The sequence below is a fragment of the Microbacterium sp. NPDC089188 genome (assembly GCF_040685155.1).
Lineage (GTDB): Bacteria > Actinomycetota > Actinomycetes > Actinomycetales > Microbacteriaceae > Microbacterium > Microbacterium galbum.
Genome location: NZ_JBFBHH010000003.1, coordinates 632,903 through 655,633 on the forward strand (window position 1 = coordinate 632,903; position 22,731 = coordinate 655,633).

Annotated in this window: 21 protein-coding genes; 16 read left to right on the plus strand and 5 right to left on the minus strand. The window is 71.7% G+C overall.

Annotated features, from left to right (window positions below):
* Window positions 1-105: 105 nt before the first annotated feature.
* Genes AB0N80_RS13005 through AB0N80_RS13015 form a run of 3 tightly spaced genes read left to right on the plus strand, consistent with a single transcriptional unit; the run spans window position 106 to window position 2,844 of the window.
* Complete coding sequence (locus AB0N80_RS13005) at window positions 106-1,530, plus strand: ferric reductase-like transmembrane domain-containing protein (RefSeq protein ID WP_363578926.1); 1,425 nt, start codon at window positions 106-108, stop codon at window positions 1,528-1,530.
* A gap of 10 nt (window positions 1,531-1,540) precedes the next feature.
* A complete protein-coding gene (locus AB0N80_RS13010; RefSeq protein ID WP_363578927.1) occupies window positions 1,541-2,059 on the plus strand; it encodes an FMN-binding protein in 519 nt (172 codons plus the stop codon).
* Window positions 2,056-2,844 (plus strand): FAD:protein FMN transferase, encoded by a 789-nt coding sequence (locus AB0N80_RS13015; protein WP_363578928.1) that lies wholly within the window; start codon window positions 2,056-2,058, stop codon window positions 2,842-2,844. The genes AB0N80_RS13010 and AB0N80_RS13015 overlap by 4 nt, the downstream gene beginning before the upstream one ends.
* Before the next feature lie 9 nt (window positions 2,845-2,853).
* On the opposite strand, the gene AB0N80_RS13020 is transcribed toward AB0N80_RS13015, so the two are convergent.
* From AB0N80_RS13020 to AB0N80_RS13030, 3 genes are read right to left on the minus strand one after another with little or no spacing between them, the layout of a single operon-like run.
* A complete protein-coding gene (locus AB0N80_RS13020; protein ID WP_363578929.1) occupies window positions 2,854-3,822 on the minus strand; it encodes a HAMP domain-containing sensor histidine kinase in 969 nt (322 codons plus the stop codon).
* Entirely contained in the window at window positions 3,819-4,532 is a 714-nt protein-coding gene (locus AB0N80_RS13025; protein ID WP_363578930.1) for a response regulator transcription factor, read from the minus strand. The genes AB0N80_RS13020 and AB0N80_RS13025 overlap by 4 nt, the downstream gene beginning before the upstream one ends.
* Entirely contained in the window at window positions 4,496-4,807 is a 312-nt protein-coding gene (locus AB0N80_RS13030; RefSeq protein WP_315992908.1) for a hypothetical protein, read from the minus strand. The genes AB0N80_RS13025 and AB0N80_RS13030 overlap by 37 nt, the downstream gene beginning before the upstream one ends.
* Before the next feature lie 167 nt (window positions 4,808-4,974).
* Between AB0N80_RS13030 and AB0N80_RS13035 the strand changes: the two genes are divergently transcribed.
* The 10 genes from AB0N80_RS13035 to AB0N80_RS13080 all read left to right on the plus strand — a co-directional run bounded on the left by AB0N80_RS13035 (window position 4,975) and on the right by AB0N80_RS13080 (window position 14,908).
* Window positions 4,975-5,958, plus strand: a complete 984-nt coding sequence (locus AB0N80_RS13035) for a 3,4-dioxygenase subunit beta (protein WP_315992907.1) — start codon at window positions 4,975-4,977, stop codon at window positions 5,956-5,958.
* Window positions 5,959-5,975: 17 nt separating this feature from the next.
* Window positions 5,976-6,212 carry a twin-arginine translocase TatA/TatE family subunit gene (locus AB0N80_RS13040; RefSeq protein WP_315992906.1) on the plus strand — a complete coding sequence of 79 codons (237 nt, stop codon included), beginning with the start codon at window positions 5,976-5,978 and terminating at the stop codon, window positions 6,210-6,212.
* Window positions 6,209-7,027: a twin-arginine translocase subunit TatC gene (tatC, locus tag AB0N80_RS13045; RefSeq protein ID WP_315992905.1), complete on the plus strand. Its 819-nt coding sequence runs from the start codon at window positions 6,209-6,211 to the stop codon at window positions 7,025-7,027. The genes AB0N80_RS13040 and tatC overlap by 4 nt, the downstream gene beginning before the upstream one ends.
* The gene (locus AB0N80_RS13050) at window positions 7,015-7,608 is read left to right on the plus strand and encodes a hypothetical protein (RefSeq protein WP_315992904.1); all 594 of its coding nucleotides are present in this window, start codon (window positions 7,015-7,017) and stop codon (window positions 7,606-7,608) included. The genes tatC and AB0N80_RS13050 overlap by 13 nt, the downstream gene beginning before the upstream one ends.
* 48 nt (window positions 7,609-7,656) lie before the next feature.
* Window positions 7,657-8,676: a G5 domain-containing protein gene (locus AB0N80_RS13055; RefSeq protein WP_315992903.1), complete on the plus strand. Its 1,020-nt coding sequence runs from the start codon at window positions 7,657-7,659 to the stop codon at window positions 8,674-8,676.
* 30 nt (window positions 8,677-8,706) lie between these two features.
* The gene (locus tag AB0N80_RS13060; RefSeq protein ID WP_315992902.1) at window positions 8,707-9,423 is read left to right on the plus strand and encodes a CoA pyrophosphatase; all 717 of its coding nucleotides are present in this window, start codon (window positions 8,707-8,709) and stop codon (window positions 9,421-9,423) included.
* A gap of 63 nt (window positions 9,424-9,486) precedes the next feature.
* Window positions 9,487-11,166, plus strand: a complete 1,680-nt coding sequence (gene pgi, locus AB0N80_RS13065; protein ID WP_363578931.1) for a glucose-6-phosphate isomerase — start codon at window positions 9,487-9,489, stop codon at window positions 11,164-11,166.
* 413 nt (window positions 11,167-11,579) lie between these two features.
* On the plus strand, window positions 11,580-12,488 hold the full coding sequence (locus tag AB0N80_RS13070; protein ID WP_315992900.1) for a phospholipase: 909 nt from the start codon (window positions 11,580-11,582) through the stop codon (window positions 12,486-12,488).
* 90 nt (window positions 12,489-12,578) lie between these two features.
* Window positions 12,579-13,157: a PadR family transcriptional regulator gene (locus AB0N80_RS13075; protein ID WP_315992899.1), complete on the plus strand. Its 579-nt coding sequence runs from the start codon at window positions 12,579-12,581 to the stop codon at window positions 13,155-13,157.
* Between the two features lie 53 nt (window positions 13,158-13,210).
* Window positions 13,211-14,908 carry an AarF/UbiB family protein gene (locus AB0N80_RS13080; RefSeq protein WP_363578932.1) on the plus strand — a complete coding sequence of 566 codons (1,698 nt, stop codon included), beginning with the start codon at window positions 13,211-13,213 and terminating at the stop codon, window positions 14,906-14,908.
* A gap of 9 nt (window positions 14,909-14,917) precedes the next feature.
* Here the strand turns inward: AB0N80_RS13080 and AB0N80_RS13085 are convergent, their stop codons facing one another.
* A complete protein-coding gene (locus tag AB0N80_RS13085) occupies window positions 14,918-16,036 on the minus strand; it encodes a hypothetical protein (protein WP_363578933.1) in 1,119 nt (372 codons plus the stop codon).
* 64 nt (window positions 16,037-16,100) lie between these two features.
* Here AB0N80_RS13085 and AB0N80_RS13090 point away from each other — a divergent pair, with 64 nt between their 5' ends.
* Window positions 16,101-19,061, plus strand: coding sequence for a DEAD/DEAH box helicase family protein (locus tag AB0N80_RS13090; protein WP_363578934.1), 2,961 nt, complete (start codon window positions 16,101-16,103; stop codon window positions 19,059-19,061).
* Between the two features lie 28 nt (window positions 19,062-19,089).
* On the opposite strand, the gene AB0N80_RS13095 is transcribed toward AB0N80_RS13090, so the two are convergent.
* A complete protein-coding gene (locus AB0N80_RS13095; RefSeq protein WP_315992895.1) occupies window positions 19,090-20,031 on the minus strand; it encodes a lytic transglycosylase domain-containing protein in 942 nt (313 codons plus the stop codon).
* Window positions 20,032-20,568: 537 nt separating this feature from the next.
* Here AB0N80_RS13095 and rpsA point away from each other — a divergent pair.
* Both rpsA and AB0N80_RS13105 read left to right on the plus strand, forming a co-directional pair.
* Window positions 20,569-22,023 (plus strand): 30S ribosomal protein S1, encoded by a 1,455-nt coding sequence (gene rpsA / locus AB0N80_RS13100; RefSeq protein WP_315992894.1) that lies wholly within the window; start codon window positions 20,569-20,571, stop codon window positions 22,021-22,023.
* Window positions 22,024-22,143: 120 nt separating this feature from the next.
* A complete protein-coding gene (locus AB0N80_RS13105; RefSeq protein ID WP_363578935.1) occupies window positions 22,144-22,320 on the plus strand; it encodes a hypothetical protein in 177 nt (58 codons plus the stop codon).
* Window positions 22,321-22,731: the final 411 nt, after the last annotated feature.

Consider the following 22,731-nt stretch of genomic DNA (forward strand, 5'->3'; position numbering starts at 1 on the left):
GCCCTGGCGCCGGGTACCGACGCTGAACCTACGTAATCCCTATGCATCCGCCCACCCGCCCGCTTTCTTGGAGCCGTCTGGGGAGCGCGCGGGCACGCTGAGCGCATGACCGCAGCACCCGTCCTCACCGCCCCGCCCGCAGCCGTGCCCACGCGCCGCGCGGTACGGCCGCGCACGAGCAACCGGGCCGCCTGGAACCTCGCAGCCGTCACGGTCGTGTGGGCGACGAGCCTGATCGTGGTGGCGGTGTGGGTCTCCGGCGGCGAGCTCCAGGCGCTGCTCGCGGGGGGAGGCGACACCCTCAACGCCCTCGGCCGGGCAGCGGGCCTGGCATCCGCCGACCTCCTCTTCTACCAGGTGCTGCTCATGGCGCGCGTGCCGCTGTTCGAGCGCGGCTTCGGTCGTGACGGGATCACCCGCATGCACCGGATCGTCGGCTTCTGGTCGTTCGCTCTTTTCGCCGCGCACATCGCCCTGCAGATCCTCGGGTATGCGGTCTCGGCGGGGCTCAACCCGCTGGTGCAGGCGTGGGAGTTCGTGTGGGACTACCCGGGCATGCTGCTGGCGACCGCGGGCACCGGCCTGCTGCTGCTCGTTGTGGTCACCTCGGTGCGCAGGGCCCGCCGTCGTCTGCGGTACGAGTCGTGGCATCTGCTGCACCTCTACGGCTATCTCGGGGTCGGCCTCGCGATCCCGCACATGCTGTGGACGGGCGCCGACTTCACCGCCAACCCCGCCGCGACCGTGTACTGGTGGACGATGTGGGCTCTCACGGCCGCCGCGGTGATCGTGTTCCGGCTCGGGATGCCGTTGACCCGGTCGCTCCGTCACGGCATCCGGGTGAGCGCCGTCGAACGCGACGGCGACCGCGGGGTGTCGGTGCGCCTGACGGGCCGCCGGCTCGGGGCGTTGAACGCCCGGGGCGGGCAGTTCTTCGTCTGGCGCTTCCTCGACGGATCCGGCTGGACGCGCGGGCACCCCTTCTCACTCGCCGCGGCCCCCGACGGCCGCGAGCTCGTGATCTCCGCCCGTCTGGTGGGCGACGGCACGCACCGGCTCGCCGCCCTGCATCCCGGCACGCGCGTGCTGATCGAGGGGCCCTACGGCACGCTCACGACCGACGAGCGGCGCGGGCGCGAGCTGCTGATGATCGGCGCCGGGGCCGGCGTCGCCCCGCTCGTCGCCCTGCTCCAGGAGGCCCGCTGGGCCCCCGGCGAGGCGACGCTGCTCGTGCGCGACCACACCGCGGGCGACGCGCTCCGCGTCGACGCGATCCAGCGCCTCGAGCGGGAGCGGGGCCTGCGGCACGCGGCGCTGCCCGGCCCGCGCGCGGCCACCGCCTCGCCGTGGCTCCCGCAGTCGCACGCTGCGTGGGCGGGTGCCGATCTCGTGCGGTATGTGGCTCCTCGTCCCGCCGACACCGACGTCTATCTCTGCGGCCCCCGTCCCTGGATGGACGCCGTGCGCACAGACCTCCGCCGTGCCGGCGTCCCGTCGGCTCAGATCCATCTCGAAGCCTTCACCGTCTGAGGAGGACCCGATGAAACGAATCGTCTACGCCGTCATGGCCACGGTGACGGGCCTCGTGCTGCTCTTCAGCTACCGCACCTCGGTCGCCCCGGATTCCGCCGGCGCGCTGTCGGACGTCGCTTCCGTGTCCACGGGAACGACGGCGGCCGCCCCCGCCCCGACCCCGTCCGCGTCGTCGTCGTCGTCGAGCTCCTCGGCATCCGGGTCCTCGTCGTCCGGCGCGGCCGGCCAGACCACCTCCCGCGGACTCCGCGACGGCACGTACACCGGCTCGTCCGCGAACACCCGGTACGGACCGGTGCAGGTGCAGATCACGGTGTCGGGCGGCTCGATCACCGACGTGCAGGTGCCCGAGTACCCCTCGTCGAACGGACGCGACCAGCAGATCAACTCGCGCGCGCTGCCCACCTTGATGCAGGAGACGATCCAGGCGCAGAGCGCGCAGGTCGACATGGTCTCCGGTGCCACGTATACGAGCACCGGGTACCGCACCTCGCTGCAGTCCGCCCTCGACCAGGCCCGATCGTGACGGCGCCGACGTTCACGGTGACCGAGCCCGTGATGGGGACCGTCGCCTCGCTGACGGTCAAGGGCGCCCGCACCGTCGCCGTCGAGACGGCGATCGCCGCGGCCCTCGCCCGCCTGCGCGACGACGAGCGCGTGTTCTCGACCTACCGCGTGGACTCCGACGTCTCGCGCCTGCGCGACGAGGGCCTCGAACTCGGCGAGCTCGATGCGCGGGTCGCCGAGGTCGCGGTGCGATGCCGCGATCTGCGCCTCGCGTCGGGCGGTCGTTTCGACGCGCACTGGCAGGGCTGGTTCGATCCGACCGGGTATGTGAAGGGGTGGTCGGTGGATGCCGCGGCCGCGGCGTTCGACGAACTGCTCGCGGACGGGGTCGTCGAAGCGGTCGGCCTCAACGTCGGGGGAGACATGCGTCTGCGCACGGCCCCGGGGAGCGAGCACGCGTGGACGGTCGGAATCGCCCACCCCGTGCACGCGGGCGTCCTGCTCGCGACGGTCGAGATCGTCGACGGGGCCGTCGCGACCTCGGGCACCGCCGAGCGCGGCGCCCACCTCGTCGATCCGCGCACCGGCGATCGCCGCGCGGGCCCGGTCAGCGCGACGGTGCTGGCGGACGACCTCGCCACCGCCGACGCGTGGGCGACGGTCGCGGCGATCGCCGGCCTCGACGACTTCGCATGGATGCCGGCGGCACCCGTGGCATCCGGGGTGGTGTGGGAGCACGGTGACGTCAGACGCTTCGCGGGCGGCGTCGAGGTGACGGCGTTCCGCTCCGCCGTGGCGGGCTGACCGCGCTTCTCAGCGGGCGCGCGGCAGACGCAGCGCGAACACCGTGCCCGCCGGTGACGTGCTTTCCACCTCGATCCGTCCGCCGGCGCGCGTCGCGGCCTCGCGCACCAGCGAGAGCCCGAGACCGAAGCCGCGACGCCGGCCCGACTCGGCGCCGCGCGCGAAGCGTTCGAAGATGCGGGGGAGGTCGGCATCCGCGATCCCGTGCCCCTCGTCGGCCACCCGGATCACGACGTCGTCCCCCTCGTCGCGGGCCGTGACCGTCACCGTCCCGGCGGCGGGCGTGTGACCGACGGCGTTGTCGAGCAGCGCGGTGCACATGCGCACCACCGTGACCGCGGGGACGGCGACGACGACATCGGCGAGGGCGCCGGTGCGCACATTCACCCCCGCGTCGTCGGCGAGCGCGTCGAGGCCGGCGACGGCCGCGCGCACGCTGTCCGCGGTCGAGGAGGTGCCGGTCTGGGCCGCCCCTTCGGCGGTGAGCAGCATGTCGGTGAGCACGTCGTCGAGCACCTGCGCGTCACGACGCAGCTGCGCGACCGGCTCGTCGGCGGGTTCGGCGCGCTGCAGGCGCCGCTGGACGATCTGGATACGACTGGTCAACGCCGTGAGCGGGGTGCGCAACTCGTGACTCGCGTCCGACACGAAGGCGCGCTGGCGGCGGAGCGCGTCGTCGAGCGGACCCACCGACCAGCGCGCGGCGGCCCAGCCCACGAGCCCGAGCACCACGACCCCCACCAGTCCGAGCCCGATGACCCACGGCAGCACGTCGTCGAGATCGACGACGAAGCGGTCGCCGCCGGGGGGCCCGAACCCCGGGCGGTGCCCACCCCCCTCCTCGCGCGCGCCCGACACGAGCACCCAGACCAGGATGCCGACGCCCCCCGCGATCGCGACGGCGGAGGCCCCCGCCACGAGCGCCCCGACGCGCAGGGCGGCGCGTCGGACGACCCGACGGTCGTCCTCGGCGCTCACCTAGCGGCCCCCGCGCGGTAGCCGCGTCCGCGCACCGTCTCGATGACCTCCGTGGCGGTCTTGCGGCGCACGTAATGGACGTAGGTGTCGACGGTGGTCACCGCATCGGGCGAACTGAACACGGCGCCCGCGATCTCCTCGCGCGAGAAGACGTGATCGGGGCTGCGGCTGAGCAGGTCGAGGACGGCGTTCTCGGTCGCCGTCAGGGCCACGCGCGCCCCGCTCGGGCCGTAGGCGACGCCGGTGTCGGGGAGGTAGGTCCAGTCGGACATCTCGCGCCGACGTCCCTCCGCCCGGAAGGCGCGAAGGAGTGCGCGGAGCCGCGCGAGCAGTTCGTCGAAGTCGAAGGGCTTGAGCAGGTAGTCGTTCGCGCCGGCATCCAGGCCGTCCACCCGGTCGGACACCGCGCCCAGGGCCGTCAGCATGAGCACCGGCGTCGTGATGTGCGCGGCGCGCAGGGAGCGCACGATCTCGGCCCCGTCGCAGCCGGGAAGGCGCCGGTCGAGCACGACGACGTCGAAACGGTCGCGCAGCGCGCGCTCGCGGCCGGCGAGCCCGTCGCGCTCGTGGGTGACGTCGTAGACCTCGCGCAGCACCTCGAGCGTCATGGCCGCGATCTCAGCGTCGTCCTCGACGTAGAGCAGCCGCGCGCGCGGCGCGGGAGCAGCCGTGGTCACCGCGCCCCGGCCACGGGCGGGTGCACGGTCCATCCGAAGCGCTCGAGCGCCGCGTGCAGTCGGCGAGCCTGCGCCCACGCGATCGCGCCCGAGGTGTCGGAGTAGACGTCGATCGCGAACGGCGGCGGGTCGGCGAACTTGGGGATCTCGACCTCGGCCCACGCGTGCGGGGCGAGCCACACGCGCGGCCGTGCGGTACCGGCATCCTCGACGTTCCCGTCCGCCGCGAAGGCGATGGCGTCGAGGGCGTCGATCTTGGTGATCGGCATGTTCACGACGAGGGTCACGGCGTGCAGCTGCGGCGTCATCACGGTCCTCCCGACCTTCATCCTGACACGCCGTCGCGAGCGGCGGGCCGGTGGATCGAGGGCGTCGATTGACGCAAAGCAGGCTCATAGGAATGCGCAGGGCCCGCGCAGGGTGCCCCGCGCATCCTCGATCCGACGACACACCCACCGAGAGCCGGGAGGCGACCGTGAGCAGGATCCCCGAGACCCAGATGACCCCCGAGGGCCCGACCTACGAGGGGCGGTTGCTCGACCGGGCCGACGAGCCCGTCGTCGACCAGGGAGCGCCGTTCGACATCCGCACGCTCGTCTCCCGGCGCGGCATCCTGGGGTTGGTCGTGCTGGGCGCGGGGGCGGCGACCCTCGCCGCGTGCACGCCGGCGGCGACCGGGTCCACGGCGACGACCGCGACGCCCACGGCGACGCCGACGGCGACCACGACCCCCTCGGCGACCCCCACGCCCTCCGCATCCGCGACGACGACCGCTGCGGCTCTGCCCGCGGGAGAGATCCCCGACGAGACCGCCGGGCCCTACCCCGGCGACGGCTCGAACGGCGTCGATGTGCTCGAGCAGTCCGGGATCGTGCGCAGCGATCTGCGCTCCAGCCTCGACGGCGGAGCCACGGCCACGGGCGTCCCCATGACGCTGAACCTCACGATCTTCGACACCGCGGGCGGCGATGTGCCCTTCGCCGGGGCCGCCGTGTACGTCTGGCACTGCGACACCGAGGGGAACTACTCGATGTACTCCTCCGGCATCGAGAACGAGACCTATCTCCGTGGGGTGCAGGTGGTCGGTGACGACGGCGTCGTCTCTTTCACCTCGATCTTCCCCGGCTGCTACGACGGTCGCTGGCCCCACATCCACTTCGAGGTGTATCCGAACGTGGATGCCATCACCGATTCATCCAACGCCATCGCCACCTCGCAGGTCGCCCTGCCGCAGGCCACCTGCGAGACGGTCTACGCCGACACCGCCACGTACCCGTCCTCGGCGTCCAACCTCTCCCGCGTCTCGCTCGACAGCGACAACGTCTTCGGCGACGACGGGGGAGTGCTCGAGCTCGCCACGACCTCGGGCGACAACGCGACCGGCTGGACCGTCTCGCTCGGCGTCCGCGTCGACACCACCACCACCCCGACCGCGGGCGCCATGCCCGGCGGCCGCTGACCCGGAAGGACCCTCCCATGCTGCAGAACCTCACCGGCTGGCACGCCCTCATCGTGCTCGCCGTCATCGTGCTCGTCTTCGGCGCTGCGAAGCTGCCGGCCCTCGCCCGCAGCCTCGGGCAGTCCGTGCGCATCCTCAAGACCGAGGTCGGCGACTCCGGGGCCGACACCGGTGCCGTCCCGGCCGACCGGACCGACGACCGTATCCCGCTGACCACGGCCGTGCCCGTCACCTCCCCGCCGAGCACGACATGACCACCGTCGCCGCCCCCACCGCTGCGGCGCCTCGACCCGAGGCGCCGCGGTCGGCCCCCATGCCCGTCGCCGCCCACCTCGACGAGGCCACCCGCCGCGCGATGCGGGCGGCGCTCGCCGTCGCGATCGGGGCCCTCGTCGGCTGGTTCCTCTACGACCCCCTGATGGAGCTGCTCCGTGCCCCGATCGCGCAGATCGCCGCCGAGCGTGACGCGAGCCTCAACTTCGACAGCGTCACGGGGGCGTTCGACCTGCGCCTGCGGTCCGCGCTGGTGACGGGCGTCGTGCTCGCCAGCCCCGTCTGGCTGTACCAGGTGTTCGCGTTCGTGCTGCCGGGGCTCACCCGTCGCGAGCGGCGCTACGTGCTCGGATCGGTCGGAGCCGCGGTGCCGCTGTTCGCGGCCGGGTGCGCCACGGGGGTGCTGCTGTTCCCGCACATGGTGTCGGTGCTCACGGGATTCGCCGCGAGCGAGGACTCCACGATCCTCGACGCCGGCGCCTACGTCGACTTCGTCCTGAAGATCATGGTCGCCACCGGCGTCGCCTTCGTGCTGCCCGTCGTGCTGGTGGTACTGAACCTCGCCGGCCTCCTGTCCGCCGTCACCCTGGTCCGCAGCTGGCGGTACGCCCTGGTCGCGATCGTGCTGTTCAGCGCGATGGCCACGCCATCCGCCGACGTGCTGTCGATGTTCCTCGTCGCCGTCCCGATGTCCGCGCTGTACGCGACCGCGCTGCTCATCGCCGCCCTGCACGACCGGAGGCTCGCCCGCGGGACGGCCTCCACGAGGCAAGAGGAACCGACGTGTTCGGTCTGACGTTCGAGAAGCTCCTGCTCGTGGGCCTCATCGCCGCGGTCGTCCTGGGCCCGCAGCGCCTCCCCGTCGTCGTCGGCCGCGCGGCGGCCCTGGTGAGGGACCTGCGTCGAACGGTGGATGCCGCCCGGGTGCGCGCGGCCGAGGAGATCGGCGTCCCCGTCGACGCCCCGCAGTGGCGCGCCCTGGATCCGCGTCGGTACGACCCCCGCCGCATCGTCGCCGAGGCGCTCGCGGCGCCGTCGGTCGAAGGGATGAATGCCACGGCGGCGACGAGGAGAAAGATCGAGGAGCAGGCGACGGTACGCCCTCCGACGAACACCTCGCCGGGGGAGGTCGGTGTCGCCTCCGACGGCGCCGCGCCGACTCCCGCGCCCGAAGCGCCCGCCCACGGGATGCGCCGTATCCGCGGGGGGACCACGGCGCACCCTCGGTGGATGGTCGTCCCCGTGGATGCGCCCCTCGAGGACCCGGACACGAGTGCGAACGGCGGCGTGCCGACCGTCCCGTTGACGCCGCCGACAGGCTGGACGGGCGCGGACGCGATGGACACTGGACCGCGGCCCCCCGCTCTGCTCTACTGAGCCCGGAACCGGTCGCGCGACGATGCGCGGGCCGGCGGGGGAGAGACGATGAGCGAACCGCAGCCCGGCTGGTATCCGGACCCTACCGACCAGCGGCGATGGCGCTGGTGGGATGGCGTCGTCTGGACGGACCAGGTCGGCGAGGGAGGGCGGCAGCAGACGTCGCCCCTCGCCGCCGCGCCGAGGAAGCGCCGCGTCCCGACCTGGGTCTGGGTCCTGGTCGTCGTTCTGGCCTTCCCCGTCCTCCTCGCGCTGTGGCCGCTCCTGGGAGTCGCGGCCCTGGCGGTCGTCGTGACCGGGGTGGTCGCGATCGCTACCCGGTCTCGGACGTGGCTGCGCTTCGGCTCGACAGGAGCGGCGGTCGCCGCCATCGTCGTGGCGGCCTTCGTCGTCGCGGGGACGGGAGGTCTGGCAGTCGTCGCCCTGACGTCCGCCCCGATGACGGTCACTGTCGCGGAACCCGCCCCGCTTCTTCAGCCGGTCGATGAACCGCGCTCGTCCTCGGCACCGATCGCAGAGCCGACGTCCTCCGTCCCTCCGGCGCAGGCCTCCGCAACCCCCCGAGCGACTGCGAAGCCGACTCCGACTCCGACGCCGACTCCGACCCCGAAGCCGACACCGACTCCGGTGACGCGCGTCTCCGAGGTGGCGGTGGCATCCGCGATCCCTTTCGGCCGGACGTCGGTCGAGGACAACGGTCTGCCGCGTGGGCAATCGCGCATCGACGTCGCCGGTGCGGATGGCGAGAAGGTGTCGGTCTTCCGGGTGACGACGGTGGACGGAGTCGAGACCTCCCGCTCCCTCCTGCGGGAGTCCGTGACCCGGGAGGCGGTCACCGAGGTCTCCGTCGTCGGCACCTACGACCCGCCCCCGCCCGCCGCCGAGCTGCCCGGGTCCGACGGATGCCACCCGAGCTATGCGGACGCCTGTGTGCCGATCGACTCCGACGTCGACTGCGCGGGAGGGAAGGGCAACGGCCCGTCGTACTTCGACGGGATCGCTCGCGTGGTCGGGCCGGACGTGTACGACCTCGACCGCGACGGAGACGGCTGGGCCTGTAACGGCTGAGGGGGGAGTCACGCTCGGTAGCCTCGACGTATGCCCTCGCCCCGCGCCCAGCTCGAAGACCTCCTCGCGCGTGGCCTCGGCGACATCTCCCCGGCTCTGCGCGCGTCGCCGGTCGAGGGGGAGGCCCGGGCCGCCGCCGTGCTCATCCTGTTCGGGGTGCTCGACGGCATCCCGAGCAGACGTCGGGCCGCTCACGTGCCGAGCGACCTGGACGTGCTCCTCCTCGCCCGTGCGAGCACCCTTCGTGCCCACCCGGGCCAGGTCGCCTTCCCCGGAGGCCGCGTCGACCCGGACGACGAGGATGCCGTGAGCGCGGCGCTGCGCGAAGCGCGCGAGGAGACCGGACTCGACCCGGCGGGCGTGCAGGTGCTGGGCACGCTTGCGCCCGTCCCTCTGGCGTTCTCCCAGCACGAGGTGACCCCGGTGCTCGCCTGGTGGGCGCGGCCGACTCCCGTGCACGCGGTCGATCGGGCGGAATCCGCGGCTGTCTTCCGTGCTCCCGTCGCCGATCTCCTCGACCCGGCGCGGCGGGGCTCGACGGTGATCCGTCGTGACGGGCGGGAATGGCGCGGCCCCGCATTCGCCGTCGACACCGCGGGGGGCCCGCAGATCGTGTGGGGGTTCACCGCGATGCTGCTGGACGGGCTGTTCGACCGTCTCGGATGGACCGAGACCTGGGATGCCGGGCGCGAGATCGCGCTGCCGACCGTGAGCCTCACCCCTCCTCCCCACCCCGCCGCGTCGTAGCGCTTTCCCCTGCATTCGTCATCCTCGCTGTGCGGGGCCGCGCGGGTCGCTAGCGTGGGATCCGTGACTGCGCCTATCGACCCCACCACCACCGCCGCCTGGTCCCGCCTCTCCGCCCTGCGCGACGAGTTCCAGCCCGACCTGCGCGGCTGGTTCGCCGCTGACGACGACCGGGCCCGTACCCTGTCGCGCACGATGGGTGATCTGCACGTCGACCTGTCGAAGAACCTCGTCACCGCCGAGGTGCTCGACGCCCTCCTGTCGCTGGCCGACGAGACCGGCGTGCGCGAGCGCTTCGCCGACATGCTGCGCGGGGCGCACCTCAACACCAGCGAAGACCGCGCCGTGCTGCACACGGCCCTCCGCCGCCCTGCAGGGGCCGAGCCCGCCCTGGTCGTCGACGGCCAGCAGGTCGACCACGACGTGCACGAGGTGCTCGACCGCCTCGGCGCCTTCGCCGACCGCGTCCGCTCGGGCCAGTGGCGCGGCGTCACCGGCAAGAAGGTCACGCACGTGGTCAACATCGGCATCGGTGGCAGCGACCTCGGCCCGGTCATGGTCTACGAGGCCCTGCTTCCGTACGCCGACGCCGGCATCCACGCCCGATTCGTGTCCAACATCGACCCCACCGACATCGCCCAGAAGACCGCCGACCTCGACCCCGAGACGACGCTGTTCATCGTGGCGAGCAAGACGTTCACCACCCTCGAGACGCTCACCAACGCGCGCCTGGCGCGCGACTGGCTCTGGGAGACGCTCGCGGCGGCCGGCGCGATCGACGACACGGATACCGCCCGCACCGAGGCCGTGGCGCACCACTTCGTCGCGGTGTCCACCGCTCTCGACAAGGTCGCCGCCTTCGGCATCGACCCCGCCAACGCCTTCGGATTCTGGGACTGGGTGGGCGGACGCTACTCCGTCGATTCGGCCATCGGTCTGTCGCTCGCGATCGCCCTCGGCCCCGACACCTTCCGCGAGCTCCTCGCGGGGTTCCACCTCGTCGACGAGCACGTGGCATCCACGCCCCTCGCCGAGAACGTGCCGGTCCTCATGGGTCTGCTCAACGTCTGGTACACCAACTTCCTCGGCGCGCAGTCGCACGCCGTGCTTCCCTACGCGCAGCAGCTCCACCGCTTCGCGGCGTACCTGCAGCAGCTCACGATGGAGTCGAACGGCAAGTCCGTGCGCTGGGACGGCTCGCCGGTCACCACCGACACCGGCGAGGTGTTCTGGGGTGAGCCGGGTACCAACGGTCAGCACGCGTTCTATCAGTTGATCCACCAGGGAACGCGTCTGATCCCCGCCGACTTCATCGCCTTCGTCAACCCGGCGTACCCCCTCGCCGACGACGGACGCGACGTGCACGGGCTGTTCCTCGCGAACTTCCTGGCCCAGACCAAGGCCTTGGCCTTCGGCAAGACGGCCGAGGAGGTCGAGGCCGAGGGCACCACCGGTGCGCTCGTGGCCGCACGCACCTTCCCGGGCAACCGGCCCACGACCTCGATCTTCGCCCCCGCCCTGACGCCCTCCGTGCTGGGGCAGCTGATCGCGCTGTACGAGCACATCGTCTTCACGCAGGGCACGATCTGGGGCATCAATTCGTTCGACCAGTGGGGCGTCGAGCTCGGCAAGCAGCTCGCCCTGCAGATCGCACCGGCGATCGAGGGCGACGACGACGCCCTCGCCGCACAGGACGCATCGACGCGCTCGCTGCTCGACTACTACCGCGTCCACCGCAGCTGACGCGCGCCCGGCGCGGCCGTGCGGGCCCGCGCCCGGCCGACGGCAGCGGTTCGCTCCGCTACAGCGGGCCGTTCGGGAAGTTTTTCGCGACTTTTCCGGCGGCCCGCTGGCGGATTGATGCAGGCCCATCGGCGGCGTCGCGCCTCTTCGCGCTCGGCGGCTGGAGGCTTTCAGAGATACACCCGATCAGAGGCAGGAAGCGGGCACCGGCGCGCCTCCGCTCCACCGGGGTTCACCGCGCTGCGTCCGCGGGCACCGTCGGCGCATCGGGAGAACCCGCGCTCCCACGGTCCATTCAGGTAACGAAGAGATAACGCTCAGAACCGGCCCCCACACTCGGGGACTTGTGTCGACCCGACGACACGAGCCCGCGCTCGATCCCGACGAGCGTGCCCCCGACGAAAGTTCCTTCTTTGCTGCGTTCCGATTTGAAGCTCGTCCACGTCAACCGCGCCCGTCGCACCCTCGTCACCGCCGCCACCTGCGCCGGTCTGGCTCTCGGCCTCGTCGCCACGACCGGACTCGCGGTCGCCGCTCCCGTGTCGCTGCCGGATGCCTCGGCCGCATCCTTCGCGTCGCCCGGTTCCGCTCTGCCGGTCTCGTCGGCCCCGACGCTGGATGCCGTGACCGTCGGCGCCGACACGGCTCTCGGCGACGCGCAGGCGGCCCTGACCGACGCCGACGCCGTGCAGGCCGACGTCGCCGCAACCGGTCTGCCCCTGTCGATCGGTGACGCCACCGTCGACACCGCAGCGCTCAGCGACGCCGTCGACCGCCTCGGTTCCCGCGACCTCCTCCCCGTGCTCCTCGTGCCCGCGCTCAGTCAGAACGCCCAGACCGAGGCCGACCGTGTCACCGCGCGAGTCGCCGAGGTGCGCACGAGCCTCGACCAGGCCAAGGCCGAGAAGGCCGCCGCCGACGCGGCTGCCGAGGCGCAGCGCCAGGCCGAAGCCGCTGCCGCCGCGGAGGCGCAGCGGCAGCAGGAGGCCGCCGAGGCCCTCGCCCGCGTGAACACGCCGGACGGCGCCAAGGCGTACGCCGCGCAGCTCGCCGCGGAGAAGTACGGGTGGGGGAGTGACCAGTTCTCGTGCCTGGCGTCGCTGTGGACCAAGGAGTCGGGCTGGAACTACCAGGCCTACAACAACGACGGTGGGGCCACCGGTATCCCGCAGGCCCTGCCGGGGAGCAAGATGGCGAGCTTCGGCGCCGATTGGCAGACCAATGCGGCGACGCAGATCGCGTGGGGGCTCGATTACATCTCGCGCGGCTACGGCACTCCCTGCAGCGCGTGGAGCCACTCGCAGGCCGTGAACTGGTACTGAGAATTCCCCGCACGACCGTCCGCGAGGCCACTCAGCGATATATCGTTATGTATCGCTGACTCAGATCGGGTCCGCGCGAAGGAGGTCGTCATGAGTGGTTCATTCCTGGGAGACGCGTTCGGCGGACGCGGCGGCAACAACACCCCCGGGTGGCCGATGTCCAACATCCTCGAGGGTCTCGAGCAGCTGCGGACGCAGTTCGAGCAGAAGACCAGCTCGTCGCCGCGCATGAACAAGGGCGACGTGCGCTCCGCGGTGCTGTCGTTGCTGCTCGAGCAGCCGATGCACGGCTACCAGATCATCCGCGAGATCGAGGACCGCAGCGGCGGATCGTGGAAGCCGAGCCCCGGCTCGGTGTACCCCACCCTGCAGCTGCTCACCGACGAGGGCCTCGTGCAGTCCGAGGAGTCGAACGGGCGCAAGACCTACTCGCTCACGCCCGAGGGCCGCGCGGCCGCGGGAGATGAGACGACCGAGCGCACCGCGCCCTGGGAGTCCGCGACCTCGCGCGACAGCGGTCGCATGACGGCGCTGCCCAAGGCGGGCGTCGAGCTCGCCCAGGCAGCGGCGCAGGTCGCGCGCACGGGCGACAAGGAGCAGGTCGCGCAAGCGGTCGAGATCCTCGACGAGGCCCGTCGTAAGCTCTACTCCATCCTCGCCCAGGGCTGAGGCTTGCCCGAGCTCGACGCGTGCGGGGCGCACGTCGGCATCCAGGAGGATCGATGACCGACGACGCCCTCATGAAGGCCCGCTACCGCCGCATCACGCGGTTCGCTGCGCGCTATCTCGTCCAGGCGTGGTGGTACGAGCTGTTCCTGCCGCGGTTCGGCCTCGGGTGGATCTCCGCCCGGGGCCGCACCCGTCGGCTCCAGCGCATCGCGCAGCGCTTCCACGTGCTCGCGGTCGACCTCGGCGGCCTCATGATCAAGGTCGGCCAGTTCATGTCGTCGCGCCTCGACGTCCTGCCCCCCGAGATCACGAAGGAGCTCGAGGGGCTGCAAGACGAGGTGCCCGCGGTCCCGTTCGCGCAGATGCGCGCTCGCGCCGAAGCAGAACTCGGGATGCCGCTGGAGCGCGCCTTCACCTCGGTCGACGAGCGTCCCCTCGCGGCGGCGTCGCTCGGTCAGGCCCATCGTGCTGTCCTGACCGACTCCCTCGCGGACGAGACCGGCCTGCGAGCCGTGGTCCTGAAGATCCAGCGGCCCGGGATCGACCGCATCGTCGACGTCGACCTGCGTGCCCTGCGCAAGGTCGGCGTGTGGCTCAGCAAAGTCTCCCTCGTGCGGGACCGCGTCGACATGCCCTCGCTCGTCGAGGAGTTCGCGGTGACGAGCCTCGAGGAGATCGACTACCTGCACGAGGCGGCCAACTCCGAGCGCTTCGCCGCGGATTTCGGTGGCGAAGAGGGGGTGGCGGTGCCGGAGGTCGTGTGGGAGCGCACGACGCGGCGCGTCCTCACCCTGCAGGACGTCACCGCCATCAAGATCAACGACGTCGATGCGCTCCGCGCCGCGGGGATCGACCCCGTCGAGGTCGCCGCCCGCTTCGCCGCCGTCATGTTCGACCAGCTCTTCGACGACGGTTTCTTCCACGCCGACCCCCACCCGGGCAACGTGTTCGTCACCCCGACCGGGGGTACGACCGCCGCCGGCACACCGGCCTGGCGCTTCACCTTCATCGATTTCGGGATGATGGGGGAGGTGCCCCCGGGTCTGCGCCGCGGCCTTCGTCGCGTGCTCATCGCCGCGGCCTCGCGCGACGGCAAGGGGCTGGTCGACGGCATCCGCGACGTCGGCGTGCTGCTGCCGTCCGCCGACACCGTGCAGCTCGAGCGCGCGATGACGCAGCTGTTCTCGCGGTTCGGCGGCATGGGCTTCGCCGAACTGCAGGAGGTCGACCCCCGGGAGTTCCGCGCTTTCGCGATCGAGTTCGGCGATGTCGTGCGCGCGCTGCCCTTCCAGCTCCCCGAGAATTTCCTGCTGATCGTGCGCGCCATGTCGCTCACCAGCGGCATGTGCAGCGCCCTCGACCCCGCCTTCAACATCTGGGACGCCGTCGAGCCCTACGCCCAGCGCCTGATCCGCGAGGAGAGCGGGAACACCGTGCAGGCGTTCGTGCGCGAGATGGGAGCGGTCGCCGGAGTCACCGCGCGTCTCCCGCGCCGTGTCGACAACCTCATCGAGCGTTTCGAGGACGGGTCGGTGTCGGTGCAGACGCCCCGCATCGAACGTCGTGTGCTCGAGCTCGAACGCATGGTGCGCCGGGTGGTGTCGGCCGTGCTGTTCACCGGCCTGCTGATCGGCGGCATCCTGTTGCAGGCCGAGCAGGCCGTGTTCGGCACGCTCCTGATGATCGCCTCGATCGCCCCGCTCTCGCACGCGCTGCTCGCCGGCGTCATCGCCCGTCGCAACGGCCTGTGAGCCGGGCGGTCATCGACCGTCGACGATCGACATGAATCCGGCGAAGGCGAAGACCAGCGGAACCAGGTAGAGCGCGCCGCGGAAGACGAACCAGGCGATCCGCGCCACGACGGGGCCGAGTCCCGTCTGCGGGGTCCGGGCCTGCAGTCTCCGACCGTCCGCGGCGATGAGCGGATGCGGCGGGCGCCATGCGTCGGCATCCCGCGTGCGGGCGACGCGCTCCACGGCCCCCTGGCCGCTCACGCGCTCGTCGACGTAGCTTTCGGCGTGCGCGGCGATCCGCGGAACGACGTGGCGGAGCACGGCATCCACCCGTTCCCAGTCCGCGGCGGTCGTGTAGTCGGCGTCGGCCCCGCGGAAGAAGACGAGGCGGTCGTCGCGCATCTCGACATCGAACCCGGGGGAGTGGTCCACCAGTGCCGCCATCACGTCCGGCGTCAGCACATAGAGCGCATCGGGTCCGTACCCCGACGGGGCGTAGGTGTGGAACGAGCGGTCGAAGTCCCCCTCAAGTCGCAGACGCTGGCCGCGGTCGATGGATGCCGGCAGCTCACCGCCGCGACCGTTCGTCCGGGAATCGAGGACGAGGTGGGGCACGGCCGAGGCGAGGCGCACACTCACGTACTGCCAGGCCCGGGCACGGGACGCGCGGGCGCGCACGGTCCCGAACTCGGTGTCGCCGCTGGCGAAACGCGGATGTTCGCGCACACCCACGCTGTGGTCCGTGACGAGCGACGAGAACGTGGCGGCCGCGCTCGGGCGGGGGAAGAAGCCGTTCGCGAGGGCGGTGAGGTCCCGCCGCGCATGGCGCAGTCGCGTGCGCGTCGCGACCGGCCGCTGCGCCCAGCGCCAGAGCAAGAACGTCCCGACGAGCCATACCGCGAGCACGCCGAGCACCACGACGAAGGCGACGACGTCGTTCCCGGTGACCCGGCCGTCCTGCACGCCGTCCACCTGCACGCCGATGCCGACGAGCGCGATCGAGGCGAACCACAGCACGAGGGCGTTGTTGACATGCAGCAGCACCTGACGGCGCGTCGGCACCCACGACGGACGAGGGCGGTCGCCCGCGACCGCGAGCGCGGCGGCGACCTCCTCGGCGGGCGCGTCCAGCCAGCGAAGATCCACGCGTCGTCCTTTCCGGGGGTGTCGGTCCGCCGGTGAGCGCCGGACGCCTCCCTAGACTGGCGCGGTGTCGACCGAACCGCGCCGTCCTCTGTCGGCGTGGCGCTTCGACGGTACGCTGCGCGCCTACCAGGCGGACGCCCTCGACCGTGTGGACGTGGATTCCGGCGGGCCCGTCCATCTGATCGCCCCTCCCGGAGCCGGGAAGACGCTTCTGGGGCTCCTTCTCGCCGCACGTCGCGGTCGCCCCGCGGTGGTGTTCGCGCCCACCACGGCCATCCGCGCCCAGTGGGTCGCGGCCGCCCGGGGACTCGCCCACGACGAGGCGACCGTCTCCGACGACCCGTTCCAGCCCGCCGACCTCACTGCCCTGACGTATCAGGCGGTGAGCGTGATCGACACCGCCCAGCCGTTCACCGCCCTCGCCCGCGCCCGGTGGGCCGACGAACTCGTCGGCGACGAGCGCACGCCCGATCAGGCGCACGACTGGCTCGACACCCTGAACGAGAAGAATCCCGCGGCGTACCGGCGTGGCATCCGCTCCCGGTCACGGTCCGTGCGGCGCACGCTCGCCCGGCAGGATGCCGCCGCCCTCACGTCGGCGCTGCACCCGCGCGCCCGTGACCTCATGGACCGCCTCGTCGAGGCCGGTGTCGAGACGATCGTGCTCGACGAGTGCCACCACCTCCTCGACCACTGGGCTCTCGTCGTGGCGGCTCTCGTCGCCCGGATCCGCGCGGAGGGCCGGGAGCCGCTCGTGGTGGGCCTGACGGCGACGCTGCCGTCCCCCGACGACGCGAACGAGTACGACAACTACGTGTCCCTCCTCGGCGAGGTCGACCTCGAGGTGCCCGTGCCCGCGGTCGTGCGCGAGGGCGATCTCGCTCCCTATCGCGAGCTGGTGCACGCGGTCGAGCCGACCGACGAGGAACGCGCCTTCCTCTCCGCGCACGCCGCGGCCCTCGACGAGGCGCTGCGCACGACGTTCGCGGTCGGAGCGGGACGCGAATACCTCCGCGACGCGCTGCAGCCGCCCGCCGGTGCCACCGCCCCCATCGCCGATCCGCTCGCTCCGCCGTCCGCACCGCGCGATGTCCGCACCTCGACGTCCGTGGGCGCCGACCTCGCTCGGATCGACCGGGGCTTGGCCGAGGCGTTCTCGGCGGACTTCGCGCGAGCCGAAGCCGCCGCGGCGATGTTCTCGGAGATCGCCCCCGACGATCCCCTGGTGGCGAGGCTCCCCGCGGTGGCCCGTCGGGCACCCACCACCGACGAGACCGTGCGTCTGCTCGGCCGCTACGCCCTCGATCGGGTGCTTCCCGACCCCGATCGTCAGGCCGACTGGAGACGTCTGCGCCGCCTCCTCGCCGATTTCGGTTACGCCCTCACCGACCGCGGCGTGCGGCGCACCCGCGACCCCATCGACACCGTGCTGGCCTCGTCTCTCGCCAAGGATCGCGGCGCCTGCGACATCCTCGCCGTCGAGCGTGCGCAGCTCGGCGACCGTCTGCGCGCCCTCGTCGTGACCGACTTCGTCTCGCACGGGAACGTGCACGGCGGCCTGCTCGGGTCCGCCGGAGCGGTGCGCACCTTCTCCGTCCTCTCGACGGATGCCGCCACCGCCGCGTTGCGGGCGGTCCTCATCACGTCCTCGACCGTGCGCGTCTCCACCCGCCACGCGCCCGTCATCCTTCCGGCCCTCACCCGCGAGCTCGGCGCCGAGCTCGAGACCATCCCCTGCGCCGACGACCCGTCCGCCGTCGAGGTGCGCGGGACGACGGGAACCGGGGTCACCGGCGCGGCGTCGCGCCTGCTCGCCGCGGGAGAGATCGAGGTGGTGGTGGGAACGCGCGGACTCTTCGGCGAAGGCTGGGACTGCCCCGCGGTCAACACGCTCGTCGACCTCACCGCGGTGGCGACGGCGTCCGCGACGCAGCAGCTGCGCGGACGCACCTTGCGCCTCGACCCGCAGTGGCCGGAAAAAGTGGCCCACAACTGGACCGTCACCGCGATCCTGCCGCCCACGTCCTCTCTTTCCGCGCAACCGGATGCCGCCCGCCTCCGTCGCAAGCACGCCCGTCTCTGGGGTCTCGACGCCGATCGTCCCGGCTCCGTCGTGCGCGGTCTCGGTGCGGCGCTCGATCGCGATCGTCGCGTGGCTCTCGACGCCGTCCTCGCGAAGGACCCCGGCTCGTCCGTGCGTGCCGTCGATGCCCTCGTCGGCGTCCCTCCACGCGCCGACACCCGCGCCGCGTGGCGCGTCGGCACCCCCTACGCGGACACGGAGGAGGCCGCTGTGGTCGTCGAACGCCCGCATCGCGCTCCGGCCTTCTCGACCTCCGTCGACGCCACTCGCGTGCTGGGCCGCTGGCTCGGAGGCTCCGTGGCGCTGCCGGCCGCCGTCGTCGTGCTGGCGTTCTTCCTGCCGACGGCGGTGGGTGCTCCGCTCGCCGCGGTCGCGGCCGTGACGGGGGTGCTCCTGTCCGTCTCGTTCGGCCGTGCCTGGCGTCGCACGCGACGGCAGAGCCGCGACGCCCCGGCCACCCTCATGCGCATCGCGAGGGTGGTGTGGACCGCGCTGTCCGAGAGCGGCAGGGTCGCCGCCCGCCCCACCTCACCGACGGTCGAGGTCACGGGTGCAGGCGGCGACGGGATCCGCGTCGAGGTCCGGATGCCGCAGGCCGGACTCGATGATCAGCGCACCTTCGCCCACGCCGTCGAGCAGTTGTGCGGACCCGTCCGCTCGCCCCGATTCGTTCTGGAGATCGACCGCGGGGGAGGGCCGTGGTGGGTGCGCCGGGTCCTGGAGCACGCGGGCCGGGGCCGAGCGCGCCAGTTCCTCTCGGTCCCGGATGCCATCGGCCGCCGTCGCGACGACGCCGTGCGGTTCCACGGTGCCTGGCAGGTGCACGTCGGACCGGCGGTGCTGCACGAGTTCTCCGGCCCCGAGAACCTCGCGCTGATGAGCGAAGCGCGCCGCGCCGGAGGGTTCTCCGGCGCGACGCGCTCGATGTGGCAATGGCGGTGACCGGTTCGCGAGCCGGTCACCGCTCAGCTCAGTACCAGCCGACCGACTGCGAGTGGCCCCAGGCGCCGCACGGGCTGCCGTAGCGACCCGAGATGTAGCCGAGACCCCACGCGATCTGCGTACCCGCGTTGGAGGCCCAGTCGGCACCGGCGGACGACATCTTGCTTCCGGGCAGAGCCTGGGGGATGCCGAAGGCGCCGCTGCCGGAGTTGTAGGCCTGGTAGTTCCAGCCCGACTCCTTGTTCCACAGCGAGACGAGGCACGAGAACTGGTCGTCACCCCAGCCGTAGCCGGCGAGCATGCCGCGCGCGGTCGCCTGAGCACCGCCCGGGCTGTTGTCGCCCGAGCCGCCGCCGGACGCCGGGGGAGTCCACGACGAGCCGCCGCCGCTGCTCCCACTGCCGGAGCCGCCGGAGCCGCTGCCGCTGTTCGAGGCGGCCTCCTCGGCCGCGGCCTTCTCTGCGGCGGCCTTCGCCGCAGCAGCCGCCTCGGCCTCCTGGCGAGCCTTCTCGGCGGCCTCCTCTTCGGCCTTCTTCGCCACGGCGGCGTCGAGGCCGCCGCGCAGCTCGGCGACGCGCTGGTCGACGGCGGTGGTCGCCGCTGTCACGTCGTCGGAGAGGTTCGGAAGGAAGGTGTCGGGAAGAGCGGATGCCGCCTCGAGACGCTCGGTCGCCTTCTCGAGCGCAGCGGTGTCGACGTCGGCGGGCTGGCCGATGTCCAGACCCGACGCGGCGATGTCGTTCTGCACCGACGTGACGGCCTGCATCGAGGCGGTCGCGGCGGTGGTCGCGGCGCGTGCCTCCTGGGCTTCCGGTCCTCGGGCGGCGGAGAGAGCGGTGGGGGTGGTGGTCGATGCGAGCGAGAAGGTCGCGGTCGACAGATCGGCCGGAGAGGCCGTGGCGGCGGGCACCGTGCCGGTGAGGGCCGCGGCCGCGACGACGCCGAGCACCAGAGCGCCCGCGGTCGTCACAGGACGACGGCGGGAGCGGCGGGCGGCTTGGCGACGGGAGCGACGATTGGTGAGGGACGTCGAATCAGAGCGCATAGAACCGGTTTCACGTGAGGGAGGGCGGTGCGGGTGTCACCGTCCGACCCGCGTTCGGCGGGCACGAAACCGGGAGCCTGGCACGCCAATCTGGACGGCACCTGGGCGCAAACCCTCCGATGCCCCCGCGAAAAGCGCCGATCCGAGGCGAATCGCCGATGTGCTTCCCCTCCGCCGAGTCGTCACGCGGCGCTCCGGAAGCCTCGATGGGCGACGTCGAATACGTGCGGCGCCGAGGCCGTCTCCGCGGTGGCGGGAGCGTGCGCTAGACTGGAGTGTCACTCGTGGGGCTTCACCCGATTCGTCGGGCGGGCCCGTGACATCGCACGAACAAATCCGCTTCGCTTCGACTCGTGGCATGCGTTCGCCCTCGGGCGTGCGGATGCCGACGGCCCCGGTCCGCCGGACCGACGGGCGCAGGAGTCGGAGCCCGACACCCACCCAACTAGGACAACCCACTACATGACTACCGCAACGACCGCTCCCGCTACCAAGCAGGTCGCGATCAACGACATCGGCTCGGCCGAAGACTTCCTGGCCGCTGTCGAGAAGACGCTCAAGTTCTTCAACGACGGCGACCTCATCGAGGGCACCGTGGTCAAGATCGACCGCGACGAGGTCCTCCTCGACGTCGGATACAAGACCGAAGGCGTCATCCCCTCCCGCGAGCTCTCGATCAAGCACGACGTCGACCCCAACGAGGTCGTCAACGTCGGCGACCACGTCGAGGCCCTCGTCCTCCAGAAGGAGGACAAGGAAGGCCGCCTCATCCTGTCCAAGAAGCGCGCGCAGTACGAGCGCGCGTGGGGCGACGTCGAGAAGATCAAGGAGAACGACGGTGTCGTCACCGGTTCCGTGATCGAGGTCGTCAAGGGTGGTCTCATCGTCGACATCGGCCTCCGCGGCTTCCTCCCGGCGTCGCTCATCGAGCTGCGTCGCGTCCGCGACCTGACGCCGTACCTCGGCCAGGAGATCGAGGCCAAGATCCTCGAGCTCGACAAGAACCGCAACAACGTCGTGCTCTCGCGCCGCGCCCTGCTCGAGCAGACGCAGTCCGAGTCGCGCACCACGTTCCTCAACAACCTCCACAAGGGCCAGGTCCGCAAGGGCACGGTCTCGTCGATCGTCAACTTCGGTGCGTTCGTCGACCTCGGCGGCGTCGACGGTCTCGTCCACGTCTCCGAGCTCTCCTGGAAGCACATCGAGCACGCCTCCGAGGTCGTCGAGGTGGGCCAGGAGGTCACCGTCGAGATCCTCGAGGTCGACCTCGACCGTGAGCGCGTGTCGCTCTCGCTCAAGGCGACGCAGGAAGACCCGTGGCAGGTGTTCGCCCGTACCCACGCGATCGGTCAGATCGCGCCGGGCAAGGTCACCAAGCTCGTTCCGTTCGGTGCGTTCGTCCGCGTGGCCGACGGCATCGAGGGCCTCGTGCACATCTCCGAGCTGTCGGGCAAGCACGTCGAGCTCGCCGAGCAGGTTGTGTCGGTCGGCGAAGAGGTCTTCGTCAAGATCATCGACATCGACCTCGAGCGTCGCCGCATCTCGCTGTCGCTCAAGCAGGCCAACGAGTCGGTCGACCCCAACGGCACCGAGTTCGACCCCGCGCTGTACGGCATGGCTACCGAGTACGACGAGCGCGGCGAGTACAAGTACCCCGAGGGCTTCGACCCCGAGTCGGGTGCCTGGCTCGAGGGCTTCGACGCTCAGCGCGAGCAGTGGGAGCAGGAGTACGCCGCTGCCCAGGGTCGCTGGGAGGCCCACAAGGCCGCTGTCGCGAAGGCCATCGAGGCCGAGGCGGCCAACCCGACGGACTCCGGTTCGTTCGGTGGGTCCTTCTCGTCGGAGTCGCCCGCCCAGGGCACCCTCGCCGACGACGAGTCGCTGGCTGCGCTTCGCGAGAAGCTCTCCGGTCGCTGATCCGTCCCGCATCGAAGGCCGGTACCCCTCTGGGGTGCCGGCCTTCGGTCGTTGCGGGGACCTTCCCGGGCCGTCCGCAAGCCCCGGGCCCGATGGTCCCGCCGACGGCAGGATGGGGTCATGGCTTCTCGACTTCCGCTCTTGATCACCCTCGCCGGCGTCGCCGTGATCTTCCTCGCGATCCTGTTCGTCTTCGCTCTCGTCATCGGCGCGATGTTCTTCGGCGGCATCGAGTTCACCGGCGGTTCGATGGATGCCGCCGCCGGCGCGCCGGCCGTCCTGCACCTCGCTGCGTGATCGCGGGATACCCTCGATCCCGTCCGGACCGAAGTCCCGGCGTATCTCCGGGTTTTTCCTGATGATCGAGGGAAAAAGCGGCAACGACACGCCCGGGGCGGGGTGTCGATTCGACGGCGTGGTCGATCCGGCGTAACTTATTACTTGTTCGCCCCACAGGGGAGAGCGGAGCGGCCGAAAGGCCCCGCGTCCTCTCAAGTGGTGAACATCCCAAATCCTCCACCGGATGGTGTAGGGTTTTGGTTCTGGCCAGCGAGCCGGCATCCGAGGTTGATCTCTTCGTGAGGTCCCACTGTGGTTCCGGAGTTCGGGGTCAGTGAAGGTAGTGAACTGCCTCACGGGTAGGTCTAGGTGACTGTTTCTGTGGGTGCGTCCGTTCCTTGAGAACTCAACAGCGTGCACTTGTCAAAT